General features: G+C 39.1%; 7 protein-coding genes. All 7 read left to right on the top strand.

Features of this window, described 5'->3' with window-relative positions; translation table 11 throughout:
• Positions 1-14 precede the first annotated feature (14 nt).
• The 7 genes from A596_RS04785 (at position 15) to A596_RS04755 (ending at position 21,326) form a co-directional block, all read left to right on the top strand.
• On the top strand, positions 15-3,524 hold the full coding sequence (locus tag A596_RS04785) for a non-ribosomal peptide synthetase (RefSeq protein ID WP_052417242.1): 3,510 nt from the start codon (positions 15-17) through the stop codon (positions 3,522-3,524).
• Positions 3,521-9,343, top strand: a complete 5,823-nt coding sequence (locus A596_RS21900) for a non-ribosomal peptide synthetase (RefSeq protein WP_052417241.1) — start codon at positions 3,521-3,523, stop codon at positions 9,341-9,343. Before A596_RS04785 ends, A596_RS21900 begins: the two co-directional genes overlap by 4 nt.
• Positions 9,344-9,423: 80 nt before the next feature.
• The gene (locus A596_RS04775) at positions 9,424-10,674 is read left to right on the top strand and encodes an efflux RND transporter periplasmic adaptor subunit (protein ID WP_039913016.1); all 1,251 of its coding nucleotides are present in this window, start codon (positions 9,424-9,426) and stop codon (positions 10,672-10,674) included.
• A 33-nt stretch (positions 10,675-10,707) separates the two neighbouring features.
• Positions 10,708-11,430 (top strand): ABC transporter ATP-binding protein, encoded by a 723-nt coding sequence (locus tag A596_RS04770; RefSeq protein ID WP_235425620.1) that lies wholly within the window; start codon positions 10,708-10,710, stop codon positions 11,428-11,430.
• Positions 11,421-13,832: an ABC transporter permease gene (locus A596_RS04765; RefSeq protein WP_039913014.1), complete on the top strand. Its 2,412-nt coding sequence runs from the start codon at positions 11,421-11,423 to the stop codon at positions 13,830-13,832. The genes A596_RS04770 and A596_RS04765 overlap by 10 nt, the downstream gene beginning before the upstream one ends.
• A gap of 137 nt (positions 13,833-13,969) precedes the next feature.
• A complete protein-coding gene (locus A596_RS04760) occupies positions 13,970-19,297 on the top strand; it encodes a non-ribosomal peptide synthetase (protein ID WP_039913013.1) in 5,328 nt (1,775 codons plus the stop codon).
• A gap of 82 nt (positions 19,298-19,379) precedes the next feature.
• On the top strand, positions 19,380-21,326 hold the full coding sequence (locus tag A596_RS04755; RefSeq protein ID WP_160280074.1) for a glycosyltransferase family protein: 1,947 nt from the start codon (positions 19,380-19,382) through the stop codon (positions 21,324-21,326).
• Positions 21,327-21,348 lie beyond the last annotated feature (22 nt).

Below are 21,348 nucleotides of genomic sequence, written 5' to 3'. Positions count from 1 at the left end.
TTGAACGGGTAGGTGTGACGGATAATTTCTTCCATTTGGGTGGGCATTCGTTACTGACTATGCGCGTGATCGCACGTTTGCAGCAACAGGGTTGTTCCTTGCAGGTTAGGGATATATTTATCACAGAAAACCTGGCTGCATTAGCACAAGTTATCGATCAGCAGGCAGGAAAAAAATCGCCGATTTTTGTCGCTCCTCCCAATGTAATTCCTAACAATTGCAGGCATATCACACCAGCGATGCTGCCGCTGGTTAACCTGACAGAAGAAGAAATTGAACACCTGATTACCCAAATTCCCGGGGGTACAACAAATGTGCAGGATATATATGCACTGGGTCCTTTACAGGAAGGTCTATTGTTTCACCATATGCTGTGCCAGCAGGTAGACCCGTATGTTCTTCCGGTGTTATTTAAATTTAATAGTGCTGAATCAGTAACTGCATTTATTGATGCTTTGCAATTTATTATTCATCGGCATGATGCGCTACGTACTGCTATTTTCTGGCGTGGTTTGTCGGTACCTGTTCAGGTGGTTTGTCGTGAGGCGCCCCTTCCTGTTGTGCAGTTAAATCTCAGCGGTGATATCGAAGCACAAATGCGTCAGCTATGTGATCCGCAACTTCAATGGATAAATCTGGAACAAGCTCCGTTGATGCGTTTGCAAATAGCAAACAGTTGTCACGCTGGTGAACATTTTGTCTTGTTGCAATACCACCATATTATTTCCGATCACCTAGGTTTGGAAATTATACAAAGGGAATTTGAGGCTTATAAGGCAGGTAAGGCGGATGAGTTGCCCCCGTCTGTGCCATACCGGGACTTTATTGCGCACACACAGTATCAAGCTTTACATAATAATGCAGAATCTTTTTTCACCGATATTTTAGGTGATGTTGAAGAACCTACTACACCTTTTAATTTATTAGATATTAATGAAGACGGATGTCATCGCGCAGATGCGGATATCTATCTCCATAGCGAAACATCAAAACAGGTTCGGCTGGTAGCCAAAAATTTAAACATTAGCCCGGCAGTGCTATTTCATGCAGCATGGGCAATGGTAATAGCTACATGTACCGCTCGAAATGATGTGATATTTGGTACCGTATTATCCGGTAGATTACAGGGCGCCATTGGCGCAGAGCGTTCAATGGGTGTATTCATTAATACACTGCCATTTCGCGCAAAATTAGAATCGGTTAGTGTTATTGAATTCGTTCGACAGGTTCAATCATCATTAACAAATTTATTACATTATGAGCAAACTTCGCTTGCCTTGGCCCAGCGCTGTAGCCAGGTTAATGGCAAGTTGCCCCTGTTCACTTCCTTATTTAATTACCGGCACTCGTTACCGAAAACAAATAATTTTCCGGAAAACCCTGCTGCGGAAAAAGACTTTGAAGTTGTATTGGGATATGAGCGGACTAATTATCCGTTTAATATTTCGGTTAATGATTTTGGGCAGGATTTCCAATTAGATGTGCAAGTTGACTCCTCAATTAATGCGAAACGAATATTGGATTATGCTCACACAGCAATCAGCGGTTTAGTGTCTGCATTACAGCATTCGCCTGCTTCAGGCATTGAAACTATATCCATTATTTCTAATGATGAACGCAATCAAATAGTAGTGGATTGGAATAATACAAAAACAGCATATCCAAATGATAAGTGTGTTCATGAATTGTTTGAGATAGAAGCAGCTAAGTTCCCGACGCACACTGCGCTTTTCAACGATAGCATCAAACTTAGCTATGGAGAGTTAAATTCATATGCAAATGGTTTGGCTAAAGATTTTATCCAGGCTGATGTCAATGTTGGCGATGTTATTCCGGTTTTAATGGAGCCGGGTATTGAGGTTCCTCTTGTATATCTGGCAATAATGAAAGCAGGGGCTATATTTGCCCCCATTGATACACGCTGGCCAAGTGTACGGATTCAGTCAGCCCTGGAGCGTCTGTCTGCAAAAGTTGTTGTGATCGATGATAGGTTTGCGCACCACATTAACAATCTGCCAACCATCATTAATATAAGTATAGAGCGAATTAAACCCTCGAACGAAAACCTGGCAATACCTCTTGCGTCCGATGCCCCGATATACGTTATACATACATCGGGTTCAACAGGAGCGCCAAAAGGTGCAATCAATCTTCACAAGGGTATCGTGAATCGATTGGTTTTCATGAATCAATTTTTCAGTGCGACAACTGAAGTTGTCATGCAAACAACACATCATTGTTTTGATTCATGTATATGGCAATTTTTCTGGCCATTAATAACTGGCGGAAGTTGTTATATTCCCGATAGGGACAATATTCTTGATGTAAATTATGTTGCTTCTGCTATTTGTGAAAAAAATATCACTTTAATCGATTTCACCCCTGCGCTGTTCTCTGCATTTGTTGATGAGGCGGTCAGTCATAAAAATAATCATCAATACAAAAAACTGTCCTCACTGAAGTCAATAATAATTGGTGGGGAAGCAATAAATGTAAATGCAGTTAAAAAGTTTAAGCAAACATTTCCTGCTATTGAGTTGGTGAATGCCTATGGACCGACTGAAACTTCTATCGGTGTCGTGTTCTACCGTATTCCTGATGTGCCACCGGATTCGATTCCAATCGGCAAGCCAATTAATAATACCAATGTGTATGTGCTTGGGCGCAATTATGCAATTGTGCCCATAGGCGTAGTTGGGGAGCTGTATATCGGTGGTGATTGTGTTGGTGGTGGTTATTGGAACGATGGGAACCAAACCGGCAAAGTATTTGTTCCCAACCCTTTCTATAACGGACAGGACTATTCAATCAGTAAATTTATTTATAAGACTGGTGATTTGGTTCGTTGGCTTCCGGATGGCAACCTGGAATTTATAGGTAGGGCAGATCATCAAACTAAAATTCGTGGTTTCAGGATTGAGTTAAGCGAAATTGAAAATGCTTTGCGTAACTACATTGATATTCAAGATGCCATTGTAATCGCCAAAGATTTTGGCGATAACGATAAGCGTTTGATTGCGTACATTGTTGAGAATGAGGCTCATGTTTCGCGTGATGGCGGCAACTCTGACGATGTTTTAACTGCACTGCGTAAATATCTGGCACAGCATGTCCCGGATTACATGATTCCTGCTGCTTTTGTGTTAATGAAAGAGTTCCCGTTAACGCCGAGCGGTAAGGTGGATAGAAAATCATTGCCAGAACCAGAAATAATACTACAGGCGTCTTATCTTGCCCCGCGTAGCGAAACCGAAAAGGCCTTATGTAAAATTTGGCAAGATGTTTTAAGCATAGAGCGTGTTGGAGCCGGGGATAATTTTTTCAATTTGGGTGGACATTCTTTGTTATTAACACGCCTCATGGCAAAAATTAATCAAACATTTATGGTTGTGTTGCAATTCAAATCATTATTTGAATGTGAGGATCTCCAGGCTATGAGTGCCCTGATTGATGAAAATATTGCGTTAACGAAAAATAAAATTTTAAAAGAAATTAATAAGGAAAAAACGGAGATTGAGTGGTGAGCATTATTGAGGTTATTAACAAGCTTTCCGATGCTGGAGTCTATGTCTTCGTTGAGGAGGGAAAGCTAAAAACAAGATCTGATGACAATAGCTTAACCGATGATATCGCTCATCTTATTAGAAGCAATAAAAGCCAATTGATAGATTATCTTTCAGTTGAGTTGAAAGCTGACACTATTGATTATGGAAAGATTTTGCCGCTGGATGAAAGGAAGTCTTTGCTATCCTATGCCCAGCAACGCCTTTGGCTATTAAGTGAAATTGATGGAGGGAGCGCACATTATAATATATCTGGTGTGTTCAAACTCACGGGCGCCCTTAATTATAATATTGTTAACAAAACCTTTTCTGAAATTATTGAGCGACATCATGGTTTACGCACGCGTTTTATCGCAGATGAAGAAGGACAGTTATTTCAAATTATCCAGGATTCGGAGCGCTTTGAGGTCCCTTTAGACGATCTGACTGCACTTGAGCCCGAGGTGCAGCAACAGCAATTGAATAACATAATAACCGCGGCAAAATTGCACACATTTGATTTAAGCCGTGACCTGATGATTTATTTGAAATTGGTAAAAACCAAAGAAGATGAACATATCTTGTTGGTTGTAATGCATCATATCGTTTCGGATGGTTGGTCAACAGCAATCTTCGTTAAAGAATTTAAGGAATTATATTCCGCATTTTATTTAGGTAATGCCAGCCCGCTTCCACCATTACATATTCAATATGCTGATTATGCTTCCTGGCAGCGTCAATGGTTGCAGGGAGATGCTTTTGAAGAGCAATTAAATTATTGGGTTAAAGAGTTGGCCGATTTGCCGTTAGTACACAGCTTGCCATTGGATTATCCTCGTCCGACAGTACAAACGTTTACTGGGTCAACCTATATTAATAGAATTGATTTGGCTGCTACTGATGCACTAAAGGAATTGTGCCGTACTCAGGGTGCAACCTTGTACATGGGATTGCACGTGGTTTTTTCAATATTACTATCTCGATACAGCAATGAAAGGGATATTGTTGTTGGCAGCTTTATTGCCAATAGAGAGCAGGAAGAAATTGCAAATTTAATAGGTTTTTTTGTTAATGCATTAGTTTTGCGCATGGATCTTGCGGAACAACCAAGCTTCAATAGCTTGCTTGGAAAAAGCCGGAGAACGTTGCTCGATGCCTATAAATACCAACAAGTTCCGTTTCAAAAAATAGTTGAAAAAATCCAGCCTGAAAGAAATATGGCATACAGCCCGCTATTTCAAATTATGCTTGTGCTTCATAATTATGAAAAAACCAAAATAAACTTACCAGGTTTAGAACTTACTGAGGTAAAGCTTGATTCAAGTCTGGTAACTCATGATTTGCGCCTTGACGTCATTGAGTGCCCTGATGGATTGGATTTGCGATGGAGTTTCAGGACGGATCTTTTTAATCCTTCGACTATTGAACGGATGGCTAATCATTTTAAGGAATTGCTCAGTGCCGTATTAAAGAGCCCGGATGCACATGTATATGCACTGAATATGCTTAATCAGCAAGAGCGTTTTAAGCTGTTGGATGCAGTACCGGATGAGTTGCAAAATTATAATAAAAATAAATTCATCCATGAGTTATTTGAAGCCAGGGAAATTGCCCAACCTAATGCTATTGCCATTAAATTTGAATTGCAGGAGCTTAGCTATCGCGAATTAAATTGCAGGGCAAACCGATTGGCGCATTACCTGGTTAATAAGAGAAATGTTATGCCCAATACACTTGTTGGTGTGTGTGTTGAGCGCTCCCTGGATACTATTGTAGCTATTCTGGGCGTTTTAAAAGCTGGCGCTGCTTATGTGCCAATTGACCCTGATTATCCCGAAGCTCGGGTGAAATACATTTTGGATGATGCGAAACTTGATACCGTAATAACCCATACTCATCTATTACCTCGTTTACCTGTTATTCCCGAGCAAGCTTTATGTATTGATGATTCATCTAATGAGTTGGATAGTTTCCCATCGGCAAATGTTTCCTTGCCTGAAAATAATTCAAGGGAACATAATTTAGCGTATGTTATTTATACATCAGGCTCTACCGGCAATCCAAAAGGTGTTTTGGTAGAGCATCATAATGTGACTCGGCTATTCCATGCTGCGCAAGCGCATTTTGACTTTAACCATACTGATATATGGACGTTATTTCATTCTTATGCGTTTGATTTTTCGGTATGGGAAATATGGGGAGCCTTATGTTTTGGTGGCCGCCTGATAATAGTTCCCTATTGGGTATCAAGATCGACCAGTGATTTTTACCAGCTGGTTGCACGCGAAAAAGTTACCGTACTAAACCAAACCCCCAGTGCGTTTAATCAATTTATGCCTGAGGACAGCATACAAAATTTATCGCTCTCCTTACGCTATGTCATATTTGGTGGGGAAGCGCTTAACCTATCAAGTTTATCTTCCTGGGTTTCACGGCATGGAGATGCCGCGCCAAACTTGATTAATATGTATGGGATCACGGAAACAACGGTGCATGTAACCTATCGGAGACTAACGCAAACCGATATTTTGGAAAATACGGGAGCCAGTTTAATTGGAAAACCTCTTTCTGATTTACAGCTGATTGTATTAAACGAAGAGAAAAGTTTGGTTCCTGCTGGTGTAACAGGTGAACTGTATGTAGGGGGGGCTGGTGTTACCCGTGGTTATTTGAATCGAGAGGCGTTAACTGAAACTCGATTTGTTTCACTCCCTGAATTTGGCAACAGACGTTTTTATCGTACAGGTGATTTGGCTCGTAAACTGATTAATGGCGAATTTGAATATTTTGGGCGCATTGACCAACAAGTTAAGATCCGCGGTTTTAGAATTGAACTGGGAGAAATTGAATCAGTGTTACGACAACATCCTTCGATCCAGGATGTGGTTGTTGTAGCAAGGGACAATGATCATCATGAAAAACAACTGGTTGCTTATATCGTTCCCGCCAACACTGAAAATATGGCGAAGACTGCCGTTCCATCAATTGATTTCAGCCTTTTTTATTTTGGTGCTAATCCATTCGCGGAAAAGAATAAGTATGAGTTGTATCTTAAAGCAGCACAATTTGCTGACGAAAATGGCTTTGAAGCTATTTGGACTCCCGAGCGGCATTTTGACCCTGTTGGGGGCCTCTATCCCAATCCTGCGGTTCTAAATGCTGCAATAGCCACTATCACCCAACGCGTACACCTGCGGGCGGGAAGTGTTGTGCTGCCTTTGCAAGATCCTATTCGGGTTGCTGAAGAGTGGTCTGTGGTAGATAACCTCTCGAATGGCCGGGTAGGTATGGCAATTGCCAGTGGATGGCATCCTCGTGATTTTGTTTTGGCTCCTGATAATTTTGCAGATAGAAAAAAGATATTGAGTGAAGGAGTAAAAACTGTAAGGGCTCTGTGGGCCGGAGAATCTATTACACGGCGAGATGGTAATAATAATGATGTCAGTGTAAAAATTTATCCAACACCAGCACAGGATCAAATTCCTTTGTGGGTTGCAGCTGGTGGTAACCCGGAGACATTTATTGAAGCTGGCCGTTTGGGCGTAAATCTTATTACGCACTTTTTGGGCCAATCAATAGATGAGCTAGAACAAAAAATTTCCCTTTACCGGAAGTCCTTGGTAAAGCATGGACATGATCCGAAAAAGGGGCGGGTAACCTTGATGGTGCATACCTTTTTGGGGGAGGATCTTGAACGCACTCTCGAACAGGCGAGAGCGCCATTTATTGACTACATGAAAGCTCATGTGTCTTTGTATTTGGTTCACGCTCCCGGTGTTACTCACACCCAGGAAGAGATAGATGATGTAACAGCGTTGGCATTTGAGCACTATGTTACTGCGGCGGCGTTGATCGGCACTCCAAAAAGTGTATCGCCGATGGTTGAGCGAATAAAGAAAATTGATGTTGATGAAATAGCATGCCTTATCGATTGGATGGATAATGATTTGGCTTTTCAAGGATTAGACTATATAAATCAGTTAAAAAATATCACTCTTTCGTCAACGTTAAATATTAGAAACCTGGCGGATTATTGCAGTAATCTTTTACCTCCCTATATGTTACCTTCGGCATACGTTGAACTTGAACAATTGCCGTTGACTTCCAATGGAAAAGTTAATGTTAAAGCATTACCCAAACCTGATAGGTCCCTGCTACAAGAGGAATATGTTGCGCCGCGTTCTGACATCGAAGTTCTTTTATGTGAAATTTGGCAGGATGTATTAAAAGTTGAACGGATAGGAATAACCGATAATATATTTCACCTCGGCGGGCATTCCTTATTGATTATCCAGTTAATTGCGCAAATGAAAAAAGCCGGTATGGATGTGCTGGTGAAAGATATTATGCAATTTCCAACTGTTGCCGGTGTGTCTGCATTGATTTCACAGCAGGCATCGACAAGTTCCTATAAATATAACTATGTAAAAGGGGATATAGTATATAGTTTGCCAAATAAACAAATGCTTTTTAAATATGTGTTTAAAAATCATTGGAATCAATCCGGAATACTTAATATCATAGATGCGAATCCGGCATTCTTAAATCAAGCATTGCACGCCGTTGTACTTGATCAAGAAGGATTACGTCACATATTTCATAATAATAATGGAGTCGTCCACGAAAGTGTCATTGATATTGAACATTGTGAATTGCTACAAATAATCGATTTATCACATGTACCTTGTCAGAAGTCCAGATCTGAGGAAATAGAATATATTGCAAATGAAATGCAACACTCTTTGGATCTTGGAAAGAATCTCTTTAAGTTCGTTTTGTTCAACTGCGGCAACGCGGAGCCAGCCAGGTTTCTTTGGATTGTCCATCATGCACTGATGGACGGTTATAGCTTTGCTGTGTTCATGAAGGAGTTATTTGTTCATTACTTGTCCCTGGTGCAAGGGAAAGCCATAAAGGATTTACCAGTAAAAACATCGATCATTGAATGGGCCAATTATCTTAATAACTGGGTGAATTCACCGGATATTGAAAGGGATGTCAAATACTGGCAGTCATTGGAGTTTAGCCTCGTTGGCCGAATGATCGATTTCCCCGATGGTATTGCAAAGAACAGATCCGGCAACCAGGCTCTGTACGGTAAAGATTTTCTGGTTGAGCGACAATTGAATATTCAATCAAATGATTTTTTACTGTCTTTTCCGCATCGGGCTGACAGGATAACCGCTGCAGATGTTATCTTTACTGCTTTATCAAATGCGATTTCCCTAATGACCGGGGCGCCGCATATTTGTTTTACGATGATTTCTCTTGGAAGAGAAAAAATTATTCGAAATGTGGATTTAAGCAGAACAATTGGTTGGTTTTCTGATTATTTACCTGTATTAATTAATGTGGACCTTGCAGTTGATAGGAAAGAACAGGTTCTGTCTTATAAAAAGCAATATGAATCTATTCCTAATGGGGGGCTGGCTTTTAACGCTATAAAGGCTTTTTCAAGAGATAATGAGCTCAAAAAATATTTCAATGAAATACCTATTCCTGAATTCAATATCAATTATATCCCGCCTGATCTTGTTGGTGTTAAAAATAACATTGAGAATGAGTTTTCTGATTTGCCGGCACATTTAATTTCTTCGGCCAGTGAGTCATATGGCGTTTCGCATTCTGAAACTGCAGCAGATATTTGCTGGGCCTCTTACATTGAGGTTGCGGTAAAAAATGGAACTTATAATGTAAAATGGATTTGCAGGGATAATATTTATAAAAAAGAAACTATCGAGCAAGGGGTTGAGCTCTGGGTTTCAGAGATAAATGAAATTATTGCTGCATTTAGTAATTAACGTATCGTTGTTTTTAAAATTAAAATTTTTGTTTGTGAAAAGATTCACGACAATATACAAGCGAGTATTAAGTAGACCATATGGACAAGCAAATTACCCCTAAAAAATATAGTAAAAGTTTTTTTATAAAAAGCATATGCGCGGCAGGTGCAATTCTCGTTGTTGGTTATTTGGCTTTTGGTGTTACATTTCAAAAAACATACTCTGTAAAACGTGACCATGTATCTATTTCAAGCGTCACATTTGGTAGCTTCGAGGACAGCATTCCAATTCGTGGTATCGCAGCACCAATAAAAACTGTTTTCCTGGATGCCATCCAGGGCGGTACGGTAGATGCGATATATGTTTCTCAAGGCGATTATGTTAAGGCAGGGCAAAATATAATCAAATTTAAGAATACCGCATTTCAATTAGATGTTTATTCCCAAGAAGCTCAAGTAAGTTATCAGCTTGACATAAATGCAAGCACGCGCTTGTCGCTGGATAGAAATGAGCTGGAATTAAATACCACGCTCAACGAAGTCACATACAAAACAAATGAACTTCAGAGGCGTTTGGATATGACAACCCATTTATTTGAAAACAAGCTTGTCAGCAAAAACGATTTCGATTCCATTAAAAATGAACATGAATACAGTGCAAGATATCTTGAGTTGATTCGTTTAGCGCAGAAGAAAGAAACCGAAATTCAACGTCAAAAAATTGGGCAGCTACTTGAAAGCGAAAAAAGACTTCAAAACCATTTGAGTATTATTCGAAATAGTCTTGAGGATCTGGTTGTTAAATCCCCTATTGATGGGCAGTTAACATCTCTTGATGTAGAAATTGGGCAGTCAAGGGAGAAAGGAGCTCGTCTCGGTCAAATTGATAAAGAAGGCGTGTTTAAGTTGGTGGCAAATGTGGACGCTTTTTATGCTGCAAGATTAAAGGTTGGGCAAAAGGCAATATATAAAAGAGATAACGATACAGCAACTTTGGTCGTTCAAAAAATTTACCCCGAGGTGATTAATGGGGCCTTTGTAGTTGATTTGGAATTTGAGGGTGCTGCCTTGAAAGACCTGCGGAGGGGGCAGGATTTATCGCTTACATTGATTTTAGATCAACCAAAGCAGACATTATTAGTCGACAATGCTGGCTTTTTCTCCGACACCGGAGGAAATTGGATTTTTGTTCTTGAGAAAAACGGGTCAACTGCAGTGAAACGAAAAGTTAAATTGGGGCGTCGTAATTCGAAATTCATCGAGGTAATTAGCGGTTTGACTGCAGGTGAAAAAGTTGTTGTTTCATCTTATGCTGATTATAAAGATATGGAAAAGCTCAAAATTTACTAATGCAGGTTTTCTAAATATTATTAATGGAGATAAATGATGTTGAAATTTGACAAAATCAGTAAGGTTTATAGAACAGAAGATATAGAAACCACAGCTCTCAATGAAATTAGTTTAGAAATTAAAGAGGGTGAGTTTGTTGCCATAATGGGGCCTTCTGGATGCGGTAAATCTTCAATATTAAATATCTTCGGCTTATTGGGAAATCCTAGTTCAGGTAAATATTATTTCCTTGATCATGAGGTTTCTTCCTATTCTGAAAAACAGTTAGCCAATATTAGAAAGTCAAATATTGGCTACATATTCCAGGAGTTTAATTTAATTGATGAGTTAACTGTATATGAGAATGTTGAATTGGCGTTGCTGTACCAAAATAAATCAAAAAATCAACGTCAAGAATTGGTAAAGAAAATATTGGAAGATGTGGGTATTTTGCATCGAATGAATCATTATCCAAAGCAGCTTTCGGGTGGACAGCAGCAGCGCGTTGCAATTGCAAGAGCCTTGGTAGCCAAACCAAAATTAATATTAGCTGATGAGCCGACTGGTAACCTGGATAGTGAAATGGGGCAAGAAGTGATGGATATGCTCAAAGCGTTAAATAAGTCTGGAACTACGTTGATAATGGTTACACACTCTGATTATCACGCCAGTTACGCTAATCGAATCCTATATTTGCTGGATGGGAAGATGCAGGAATATGGGAGCCAAAATGAGATAGTTCAAGCTCGCAAAAACGAGGTCGAAGTATGCTCATAAATTATTTGCTTATAGCTATTCGCCGACTGAAAGCGGATCTATTTTATTCGACTATAAACATTCTTGGTCTAGCTATTGGTATGGCAGTTTTTGTTTTTACACTGCTATATGTCCAGGATGAGCTTAGTTTCGATAAAAATTGGAAGAACAGTGGACAGATTTTTCGCCTTGAAACAGTTCGGCACTTTTCAGATAAGGCTGGCAGTATTGATGTTGATACATTTCCTGCCATTGCTCCGGCTTTGGTGGCAGGGGTAGCTGAGGTTGAACAAGCCGCTCGCCTGGTTCCAATGCAATTTGTTGTAAAGTATCAAGAAAAAGCCTTTTATGAAAATATCAATTTTATTGATAAATCATTTTTATCGATATTCGGTTTTGAGTTTATATATGGCGATTATGAAACTGCATTTGGCGAGCCTTTTTCAATAGTTATTACCAAATCTATGTCCGAAAAATATTTTGGTGATATTAATCCAGTAGATAAAGTTCTAACGCTGGATAATAAAAATTTCTATCGCGTTGGCGCAGTTATAAAAGATGTTAAAGAAAATTCGCATTTGAATATTGAATTTTTAGCGAATATTCAATCGCGTGAAAATATGTATCACGCCCGTGACAACGATAATTGGAAAGATCGATTTGCCAGAACGTATATTTTGTTAAAAAAGAATGAAACTATTGAATCATTGAAAAATGGCATTGAGTACTTCTCAAGCGTTCACATACCAAACGAGCTTAATATTGGATTTCGTTTAAATCCAATAGAGGATATTCATCTTCAAGAATCGGCGGGGGGAGGTGGAAATAGCCTAATTGCGCTGTCGCTAATTGGAGGCCTTATTTTGCTAATCGCCTGTATTAATGCTACCAATATGGCGATTGCCAAAGGGGTTGGGCGGAATAAGGAGCTCGGAGTTAGGAAATCACTTGGTGCTTCACGTCAGCAACTGGCAATACAATTTCTATCTGAATCCCTGGTGCTTTCAGTGTGTGCATTATTTTTGGCAATTATTTTGGTAAGGTTGTCTTTAGGTTGGTTTAATTACGTAACGGATAAAACGATAATATTTGATTTCTTTACAAATATCTTTTTAATTTGGAAATTGGTCATTGTTACAGTAATTACTGGATTTATAGCTGGTTCTTACCCTGCATTTTATCTGTCTAAATTTCAACCCTCAGAAGTATTTAGAAACCTCGGAAAAGCTGGTTCTGCGTCATCAAGTGTTAGAAACGGATTGATTATAGTTCAATTTTCAATTGCTATAGTTGTAAGTATCTATACAGTTTTTATCTTCCAGCAGATGAGTTTTATAAAAAAAATTGATTTGGGGTTTGAAAAAGAGAATATCTTGGTGTTAAGCAATTTAGGATGGACGGAAATAAAACCAAATTACGAAAGATTAAAAAATGAACTTTTAAAAAATCCCGAAGTAATAAGTGTTTCTGGCTCAATGACTGTACCTGGTAAAGAATATGATAAATCGAGTGGATTTTATCTTTCTGGCGGTAACAGGGAAGATGCATTAACACTTAATCGACTTGCTGTAGATTATGATTTTTTTGAAACCTACAATATCAACGTTCTTGCTGGCAGATCCTTCGGTGAAGATTACGCGCTAGATAGGGCTACAAATAAAGACGTAGTTGATAATTCAATTTATAGTGCGGTTATTAATGAGTCGGCTGCGCGCAAGCTTGGTTGGTTGAATAATTCCGATGCATTGGGTCAGTTAGTAAACTCGGTGGATAGCCATTGGAATTTCACATTAAACATTGTAGGTGTAGTGTCAGATTTCCATATGCTCGCTGGGCATGGCGAATTATCTCCTTATATTTTCATTGTTTATCCTGAGCAGTCGCAGTACCTATCAGTAAAAATTACCGGTAATAATTTAGTGGACACTCTTGAATCAATAGATTCAACCTGGAGCGCGATTAACCCTAATTATCCGATCGTAAGGTCTTTTCTAGATACGGATTTGAATATCGCCTTCTCTCGCTGGGAGAAAAATGGACAAATAATGGCGGTTTTGTCAATTGTAGCCATAGTTATTGCAATGCTTGGTTCATTTGTTTTGTCCGGTTTTTCAATTCGATCACAAACAAAAGAGATCGGATTAAGAAAAATGGTTGGTGCAAATACGATAGATATATCCAGGTTGTTTCTATGGAAATTTGCCAAACCTGTTTTAATTGCAAACATTATCGCTATGCCAATTGCTTTTTATGTGGTTATAGAATGGTTGAGCGGATTTCCATATCGTTTGCATGTTTCTTCGGTTAATTTTCTTGTTGTAAGTGTGCTTTCATTAGTGGTTTGTTGGATCGCAGTCGGTTATCACATTATAAAAATTTCAAACGTTAGCCTTGCGCATACTTTTCGAAATAATCACTCATAAACTACGAAGATAAGCTCGCCCGTTATAAATAGAGATTAGTTTGATCTCTATTTATAACTCACTTTATATACATATATTTATGTGACTTTATAAAAATTAATTAAGCGCATGAATGATTGAATGGAAAAATTAAAAAAATGGAAAATAATTACAGTAGTTGTAAGCATCAATTTGAAGATATTGAATTAACCAGCCTAGTGGATATTGCCCGGCACTGGGCTGAGGTAAAACCAGACCATGTTGCCTATAGGTTTTTAACTAATGAGGGGTTGGTCAGTACCTCGATAACCTACGGAGAACTGGATTCAAAAGCAAAATCCATAGCATCCAGGCTTCAGCAAGCCAATGCGCACTCTCAGGCGCTGCTGATATTCCCGCCGGGATTGGAGTTCATTGAAGCATTCTGGGGCTGTTTATATGCAGGTGTAGTCTGTGTACCTGTCTATCCTCCGCGCGCGCGCGCAGAAGACTGGATCCGCCTTAAAGCAATCAAAGATAATTGCCAGGCAGAGTTTATCTTAATTGGAAAAAATGAATTACAAATCACCAAGTCCTTGCTGGTGCAAAAGGTGTTGGCGAATGAAGAAAGTATCATCGATATTAGTGAAGTGCTTTCCGATAAAAAGATATTGTGGGCGAAGCCTGATTTCCAACTGAAGCAATTGGCGTTCTTGCAATATACATCCGGGTCAACAGGTTCTCCGAAAGGGGTTATGGTATCGCACGAAAATTTGCTCCATAACCAATCAATGATTTTCTCAAGCTTTAATCACACCAGAAATTCGGTCGTCGCTGGTTGGCTACCTCAATACCATGACATGGGACTGATAGGGAATATTCTGCACCCGATGTATTTGGGTACTACTGCCATTCTAATGTCTCCTGTTACGTTTTTACGCAGGCCAATTACATGGTTGGAAATGATCTCCAATTATAAAGCGACCACCAGTGGTGCTCCCAATTTTGCTTATGATTTATGTGTCAGCAGAATTACTGAAGAAGAAAAAGAGCATTTGGATTTGAGTTCATGGGATTTGGCTTTTAATGGTGCTGAGCCTGTCAATTCCACAACATTGGAGCGGTTTTTTAATGCATTTAAAATATGTGGGTTTAAATATAATGCATTTTATCCATGCTATGGAATGGCAGAATCTACATTGATGATATCCGGCGTTAATAAAGCGGATCAGCCAGTTGCATTGAATCTGGAGCGTGAGAATTTAGATTTCCACATTATAAAAACTAGCGCTTCAAACGAAAGCTCAGTATCACTTGTGAGTTGCGGGCAAGCAGGAATTGATACCGCTATTCGTATCGTTGATCCGAAAACCTTACGCGAATGTGAAAACAATAAAGTGGGGGAGATTTGGGTTAAGGGGCCTAGTGTCGCATTGGGTTATTGGGGAAATCCGGATTTAACAGCCGCATCTTTTAATGCTCATATCAATAATTCCACTGATCCAAATGAGACATTTTTAAGAACCGGCGATATGGGGTTTTTACATGATAAACAACTGTACGTTTCCGGTCGCCTTAAGGATCTTATTATCGTAAGGGGTAAAAATTACTACCCCCAGGATATTGAAACTACGGCACAGAATAGCTCTAAACACTTGCGCGCTGGAAGAGGCGCTTGTTTTTCAGTGGAAACGAAAGAAAAACAAAAAATCATTTTAATTCAGGAGATGGAAAGAAGTTCAGTCAGGAAAGCGGAAGGTGCTAATGTCGAGACGCTTATACGAGAAGCTGTTCTTTTGTCTCATGGTCTGTATCTTGATGAAATCATTCTGGTTAAACCCGGGAAAATATTTATAACCTCCAGCGGTAAAGTGCGTCGCTCGGAGTGTAGGTTGGCTTATTTGAAGGGCGTTTTTGCTACTGCGCACGAAGAAGATGCCAAACAAAAAATTAAAGAAGAATATAGCGCAGCAACATCTGGAGATAATGACAATTATGCATATGTAAAATCATTGTTTTTGAACGAGCTGAATATTGATGTTGATAATGTTAGCTGGAATGTTTCAATAGTTAACTTTGGGGTGGACTCGCTCAAGGCTGCGCATTTGCAATACAGGATCGAAGCCGACAAAGGTGTGGCCTACGACATGTCAAGGTTATTGTCAGGTCCAACATTGCTGGAGTTGATGACGCATATCTCTGAATTAGAATCTATAAAGGATAAAAATAACACGGCAAGTTTGTTGGTTTCTGCATCATCAGTAGCCAATGACAATATTTCCCATCAGCAAATGGGTTTTTGGTATCTTCAAAATCTACACCCTGACAGCGCTAATTATAATTTGTCGTTAACCTTAAAACTGTCATCGAGTGAAAATCAAAGGGATATTAATGTTGAGCATTTTAGGGAATCAGTTCGGCAACTAATCGAAGAGCAAGAGATTCTTCGTTCGGTTTATATTGAAAAAAACGGTGTGCCATTTCAGATTGTAAAAAGTGATTTCCTGATCGAGGATTATTTTCGGTTTTTAGATGCCAGCCTATGGAATGCCAATCAATTGGATGTCGAATTAAAGGCTAATATCCTAAAACCTATTAATTTGCAATATGACCCGGTTATCAGGATTTACTTATATAAGGTCGCTGATAATAATTATGTATTGAATGTTGTTATTCATCATATCGCAGCAGATGCATGGTCTGTGCAATTGTTAATTAAAAAGATAGCAAATTATTATCAAGCTTATCAAAGCTCAATTAAAAAACATTTGCAAAAAATAAATCAATATAGCGTGTTTTCGCAAAAAAATGCTGCGCTTATCAATAGTGCGCACGTCGTTGAAATGCAATCTTTTTGGCGTGATTACATGGCTGGTGCTGGAAGTTTAACAGAGCTTCCTATTGATCATCCTCGAGGAACCACGCTTGATTTTTCCGGGGATAATTTTGATTTTTACCTTTCCCGTGATCAATTTGAAAAAGTAGAGCGAACATTGTTAGAAACAAATTCAACGTTGTATATGTTTCTGTTATCCGTCTATCAAGTTTTGCTTTATCGATTTATGGGTGAGCAAGACATAATTGTTGGCTCCCCAATATCAGAGCGGCCTCTGAAGTTTGCTGAAACGGTGGGTTGTTTCGTCGATATAAAACCTATTAGAAGCCAGGTAAATGGCAATGATTCTTTTAAGGTGCACCTGGATAAATTAAAGAACACTTTTATTCATGTTATTAAAAATAAATCATACCCTTTGCAGTTAATTATTAGGGATACATTTACAAATGATTCTCTGGCTGCGGGAATGACATTTCCGAATGTAAGATTTTCCTTGCAGCAGGAAAGCCTGCTTAAGGGTAGTGCACCCTTCTATTTTGGTGCAGCCGATAGTTCTTTGACCCTGGATTCCTTTAGCCTTTCCTCATACCAATCGAACGGATTAAAAACAGATTTGGCTCAAGCAGAACTGAGCTTAACGGCAGTTGAGTGTGACGCGGGCATACTATTTCGATTTAATTATAATAAATGCCTCTTTGAGCAGAAGACAATTAGCCGTTTAGCCGATTGTTATAAAGCTATTCTTGCATCTGCCGTATCAAACTTAACGCAGAAAATATGCGATATACCATTGCCACCAACCATTCCGTTATCGTTAATCAAAGGCAATCAAAATGCACTTTCTGCATTGCCCAGGCATTTTGGGATTCATCAGGTTTTTGAGCGGCAGGTAAAGATGGTGCCGAATGCGACAGCTGTTGTCTGCGGTATTGATAGCCTGACCTATGAAGAACTAAATCGCAAAGCTAACTGTCTAGCTCACGCATTGGTTGATAATGGTGTGTTGCCTGAGACAAGAGTGGCTATTTATTGCAAGCGCTCTGTTGATACGATAATTGCTTTTTTTGGAGCATTAAAAGCGGGAGCATGCTGCATATTGCTGGAGCCCAGTGTTACCAAAAAACGTTGTGAATATATAATCGATGATGCAGAAGTAAAAGTAATTCTCGGAGAAGAGGCGAGCGAGCTTTCATATAGCGATAATATTGTTTTTTTATCAATTAAGAACAGCTTGTCTAGATACGCCGATAAGGTAAAAAATTTATCCGTTAATATAATTGGTTCCAATGCGGCTTACATAATTTATACCTCTGGCTCGACAGGTGAGCCCAAAGGTGTTGTTGGTATTCATGAAGGTATCATTAATAGAACTGAATGGATGCTCTCTGAATATGGAATCAATGCGGAAGATACGGTTCTGCATGCCACACCAATTAATTTTGTACGGGCTGAAAGGGAAATTTTTTTCCCGCTCTGTGCCGGAGCGAAACTAGTCATTCTTGATGAGAATGGGCTGGAAAATCCGGTTGCATTTCTTAATGCCTTAAATAGTGAAAATGTAACATTTACTGCCTCTTCGCCTGCGCATTTGCGAATTATGCTAGATACCGATGCAGCAAAGTTTGCCTCAATCAGCTCTATTAAACATTGGTTTATCGGGGCGGATGTGCTGCATCATAGTTTGATAAAACGAATCCAGCATTTTCAACCAAATGTACAATTCAGTTATTTCTATGGTTCCACAGAAACCACATCTGATGTCGCTTGTTTCCGGGTGCCATATGGCTACGAAAAAAATGAGTTTACTACGCCGATTGGCAGCGCTTTGTCCAATACGATTATTTATATTTTAGATGAAAACCTTTCGCAGGTTCCCGTTGGTGGTATTGGCGAAATATATATAGAAGGTATGCAGCTATCCAGAGGCTACAATAAGTCACCACGCCTTACCGCTGAAAAATTTATTCCCAATCCATTTTCTAAAGTGCCTGGATCGCGTTTGTACAGAATGGGAGACCTTGCGCGGCAGCTTCCTGATGGAAATATAATTATAGCCGGGCGTAAAGATTCACAGATAAATATAAATGGTTTTCGTATTGAGCCTGCTGAAATAGAAAAAGCGTTATGTGACCTCAGTAGCATTAAAAGCGCTGTGATATCTACCTATTTCAATAAAGGTGATTTGCATTTAATTGCCTACGTGGTCACGTATCCCTGGTTTAACAAAAGCCTTGATGAAGCTCAATTGCGTGAAGAGCTAAAATTAAAATTGCCTGCTTATATGATTCCCAGCGCGTTCGTCTATTTAGATGAACTGCCCCTTACTACATTGGGAAAAATCGAACGACGCTTATTACCATCACCTGTTGATGCTATAAGCCAGGCTTTCGAAGCAAGTTATGTAGCTCCTGAAAATGAGCTTGAAGTAATGCTGGTCGAAATATGGGAGTCTGTGCTTGGTGATCGTAATTTGGCAGGACGTATGATTGGAACAAACGATGACTTTTTCCAAATTGGCGGAAACTCATTACTAGGAACAAAACTTCTTTCTATTATTAAAAGTGATTTAGGTATTGATATTAGTATTCGTGAGCTTTTCAATAACCCTAAAATTTCTTTATTAGCCAATAAAATTCTAATTATGGCCACTGAATTGGAAGAACTTCAATAACTCTTCCAATTTTCCACTACATTCTCAAAAAAGTTTTATAACGGAATTTAAAAATACTGCTATGTATCAGGAAAATAATTGTTTGATAGTTGAACAAGATCAACCTCATGTTAATAGGTTTGATTTTTTTAAAGACAATAAATATCTAAATCTAGTAAAAACCTCACTTGATGATATTGAGTTTCTTAAGCTCGACGGTGGTGGAATTGCTTTATGCATTACGATATATAACGAGCCGGTTGAAGCGTTAATTTCGTCTTTATCTGCTATCGTAAACAATATCGAATTTATGCTCCGCGAAGAATCCATCATTGATACAGGAGGGATTACGATTTGTATCGTCGTTGACGGAGTGGAAGCACTGGCAAGTTCAACCAGGATTTTCCTGGAGGACTTCGGATTCTTCTTTAATGAAAATGATGGTTCAACCGGTATTCAAATATGTAAAGCAAACATTCATTTGAAAAGGATCAGGGAAATAATTTCAAACCGGCATTTAAATGGTGCGACTGATGAGCTTCATTGGGGTGTAATTTATAAGGAGAGTTTGCGTCTTGGCTCACGGGATTCTTCTGGCCATCATGTTAATGATGAGATCACTCCAATCCAGTTATTAGTGGGAGTTAAAAATAAAAATGCGGGAAAACTCGATTCACATTGGTGGTTTTATCGGGTTTTCTGCCAGGTCATCTCTCCTGCATTTTGTATTCAAATGGATGTGGGTACTGCACCTGTAAATACTGCAATCTCCGAAACTATGAAAGTTTTCAACGATGATAAAACAATAGGCGCTGTGGCAAGTGGGATATACCTTACATCGCCGGATGGTTCTTCAGATTTTTTAAAAATGTGGCAATTTATTACATTTGCTAAATGTATGCTGGTTGAATGGCCTGCCGAGGTTGCCAGTGGGTATTTAAGTGTAATTCCGGGGCAGTTTAGCGCTATCCGATGGGATGCATTAAAAAGTAACAGTGATTCGGATGCTTTAGACCAACCATTGGATATTTATTTCAAGGGATTGGGTGCACTAAAGCCTTCGGAATCAATTTTATATTTAGCTGAGGATCGTGTTCTTTGTGCGCAAATTGCTACAAGGCCTGAGTCTAAATGGAAACTTGGATTTGCCAAGGCTTCGTTAGCCATTACGGATTATTGCCATTCATTTGAGGAGCTGTTGCGTCAACGAAAACGTTGGTGTAATGGTTATCTTGCCTGCCGTATTAGTTTTCTGTCTCAAATGTCCGACTATTTATCACGTAAAAACCTGTCAGCTAATGAAAAGTTGTCGATGTTGTTTGCCTCGGTTTATCAATTGTTATTGCTTATTAAAGATTGGTTTTTCCCTGCATTTATTCTTTATTCTTATGTTGAACTTGCTAAAATAGCAATAAAGGCAGAAGGGGCTAGCTCTATATCCGGAGTATATATAAGTACGTTATCACTACTTATGTCAGCGTCAATCATCTTTCAGTTTATCGCCTGCTACAGGGGAAAATTGGATAAAGTAGCGAAGAGCATTATTGTCGGTTCTATTCTTTTACAAACATTATTTATTTTAAGTTGCACTGTTACCATTATCAAAAATGGTGAATGGATGTTTGCATTGATGATGGCCGTTGCATATATAGCTGTTATTCCTTTAGCTACGGCGATTTTTCATGCGCGTCAGTTATTCCCGGTATTGAAATACAGTGTGCAGACAATATCTTTATTACCAGCATCGTGGTTTGCCATTTGGATGTACGCCATATGTAATGCCCATGATAATAGTTGGGGCACCAAGGGCTTGGAAACGCCGGGCTATGCTAGCAGTAAAGAGGCTGCACTCTCTCATCAGAAAGAACAATATTCCATATTCAGGAATACATATGTCCTAAGTTGGCTGGGGCTGAATTGCATTTTCTTTGCAGTCCTTTTTTATTTTTTTAAAAATAATAATAATTTCTTGCCAATACTGCTTGGGCTGTTAGCGGGAAATTCCTTCTTTGGCTTTTTTTCGTCAATAAAGAGCAAGCTTTTTAAATAATCAAACATTGCTGTATTAAATT

The sequence above is a fragment of the Cellvibrio mixtus subsp. mixtus J3-8 genome (assembly GCF_000766945.1).
GTDB lineage: Bacteria > Pseudomonadota > Gammaproteobacteria > Pseudomonadales > Cellvibrionaceae > Cellvibrio > Cellvibrio mixtus_A.
Note: the sequence above shows the minus strand (reverse complement) of the source record. Positions and strands in the feature narration are given on the sequence as shown.

Excerpts from the sequence above, each read along its gene's own strand:
- A596_RS04775 (WP_039913016.1), top strand. The coding sequence starts at position 9,424 with ATGGACAAGCAAATTACCCCTAAAAAATATAGTAAAAGTTTTTTTATA.
- A596_RS04770 (WP_235425620.1), top strand. The coding sequence starts at position 10,708 with ATGATGTTGAAATTTGACAAAATCAGTAAGGTTTATAGAACAGAAGAT.
- A596_RS04765 (WP_039913014.1), top strand. The coding sequence starts at position 11,421 with ATGCTCATAAATTATTTGCTTATAGCTATTCGCCGACTGAAAGCGGAT.
- A596_RS04760 (WP_039913013.1), top strand. The coding sequence starts at position 13,970 with ATGGAAAATAATTACAGTAGTTGTAAGCATCAATTTGAAGATATTGAA.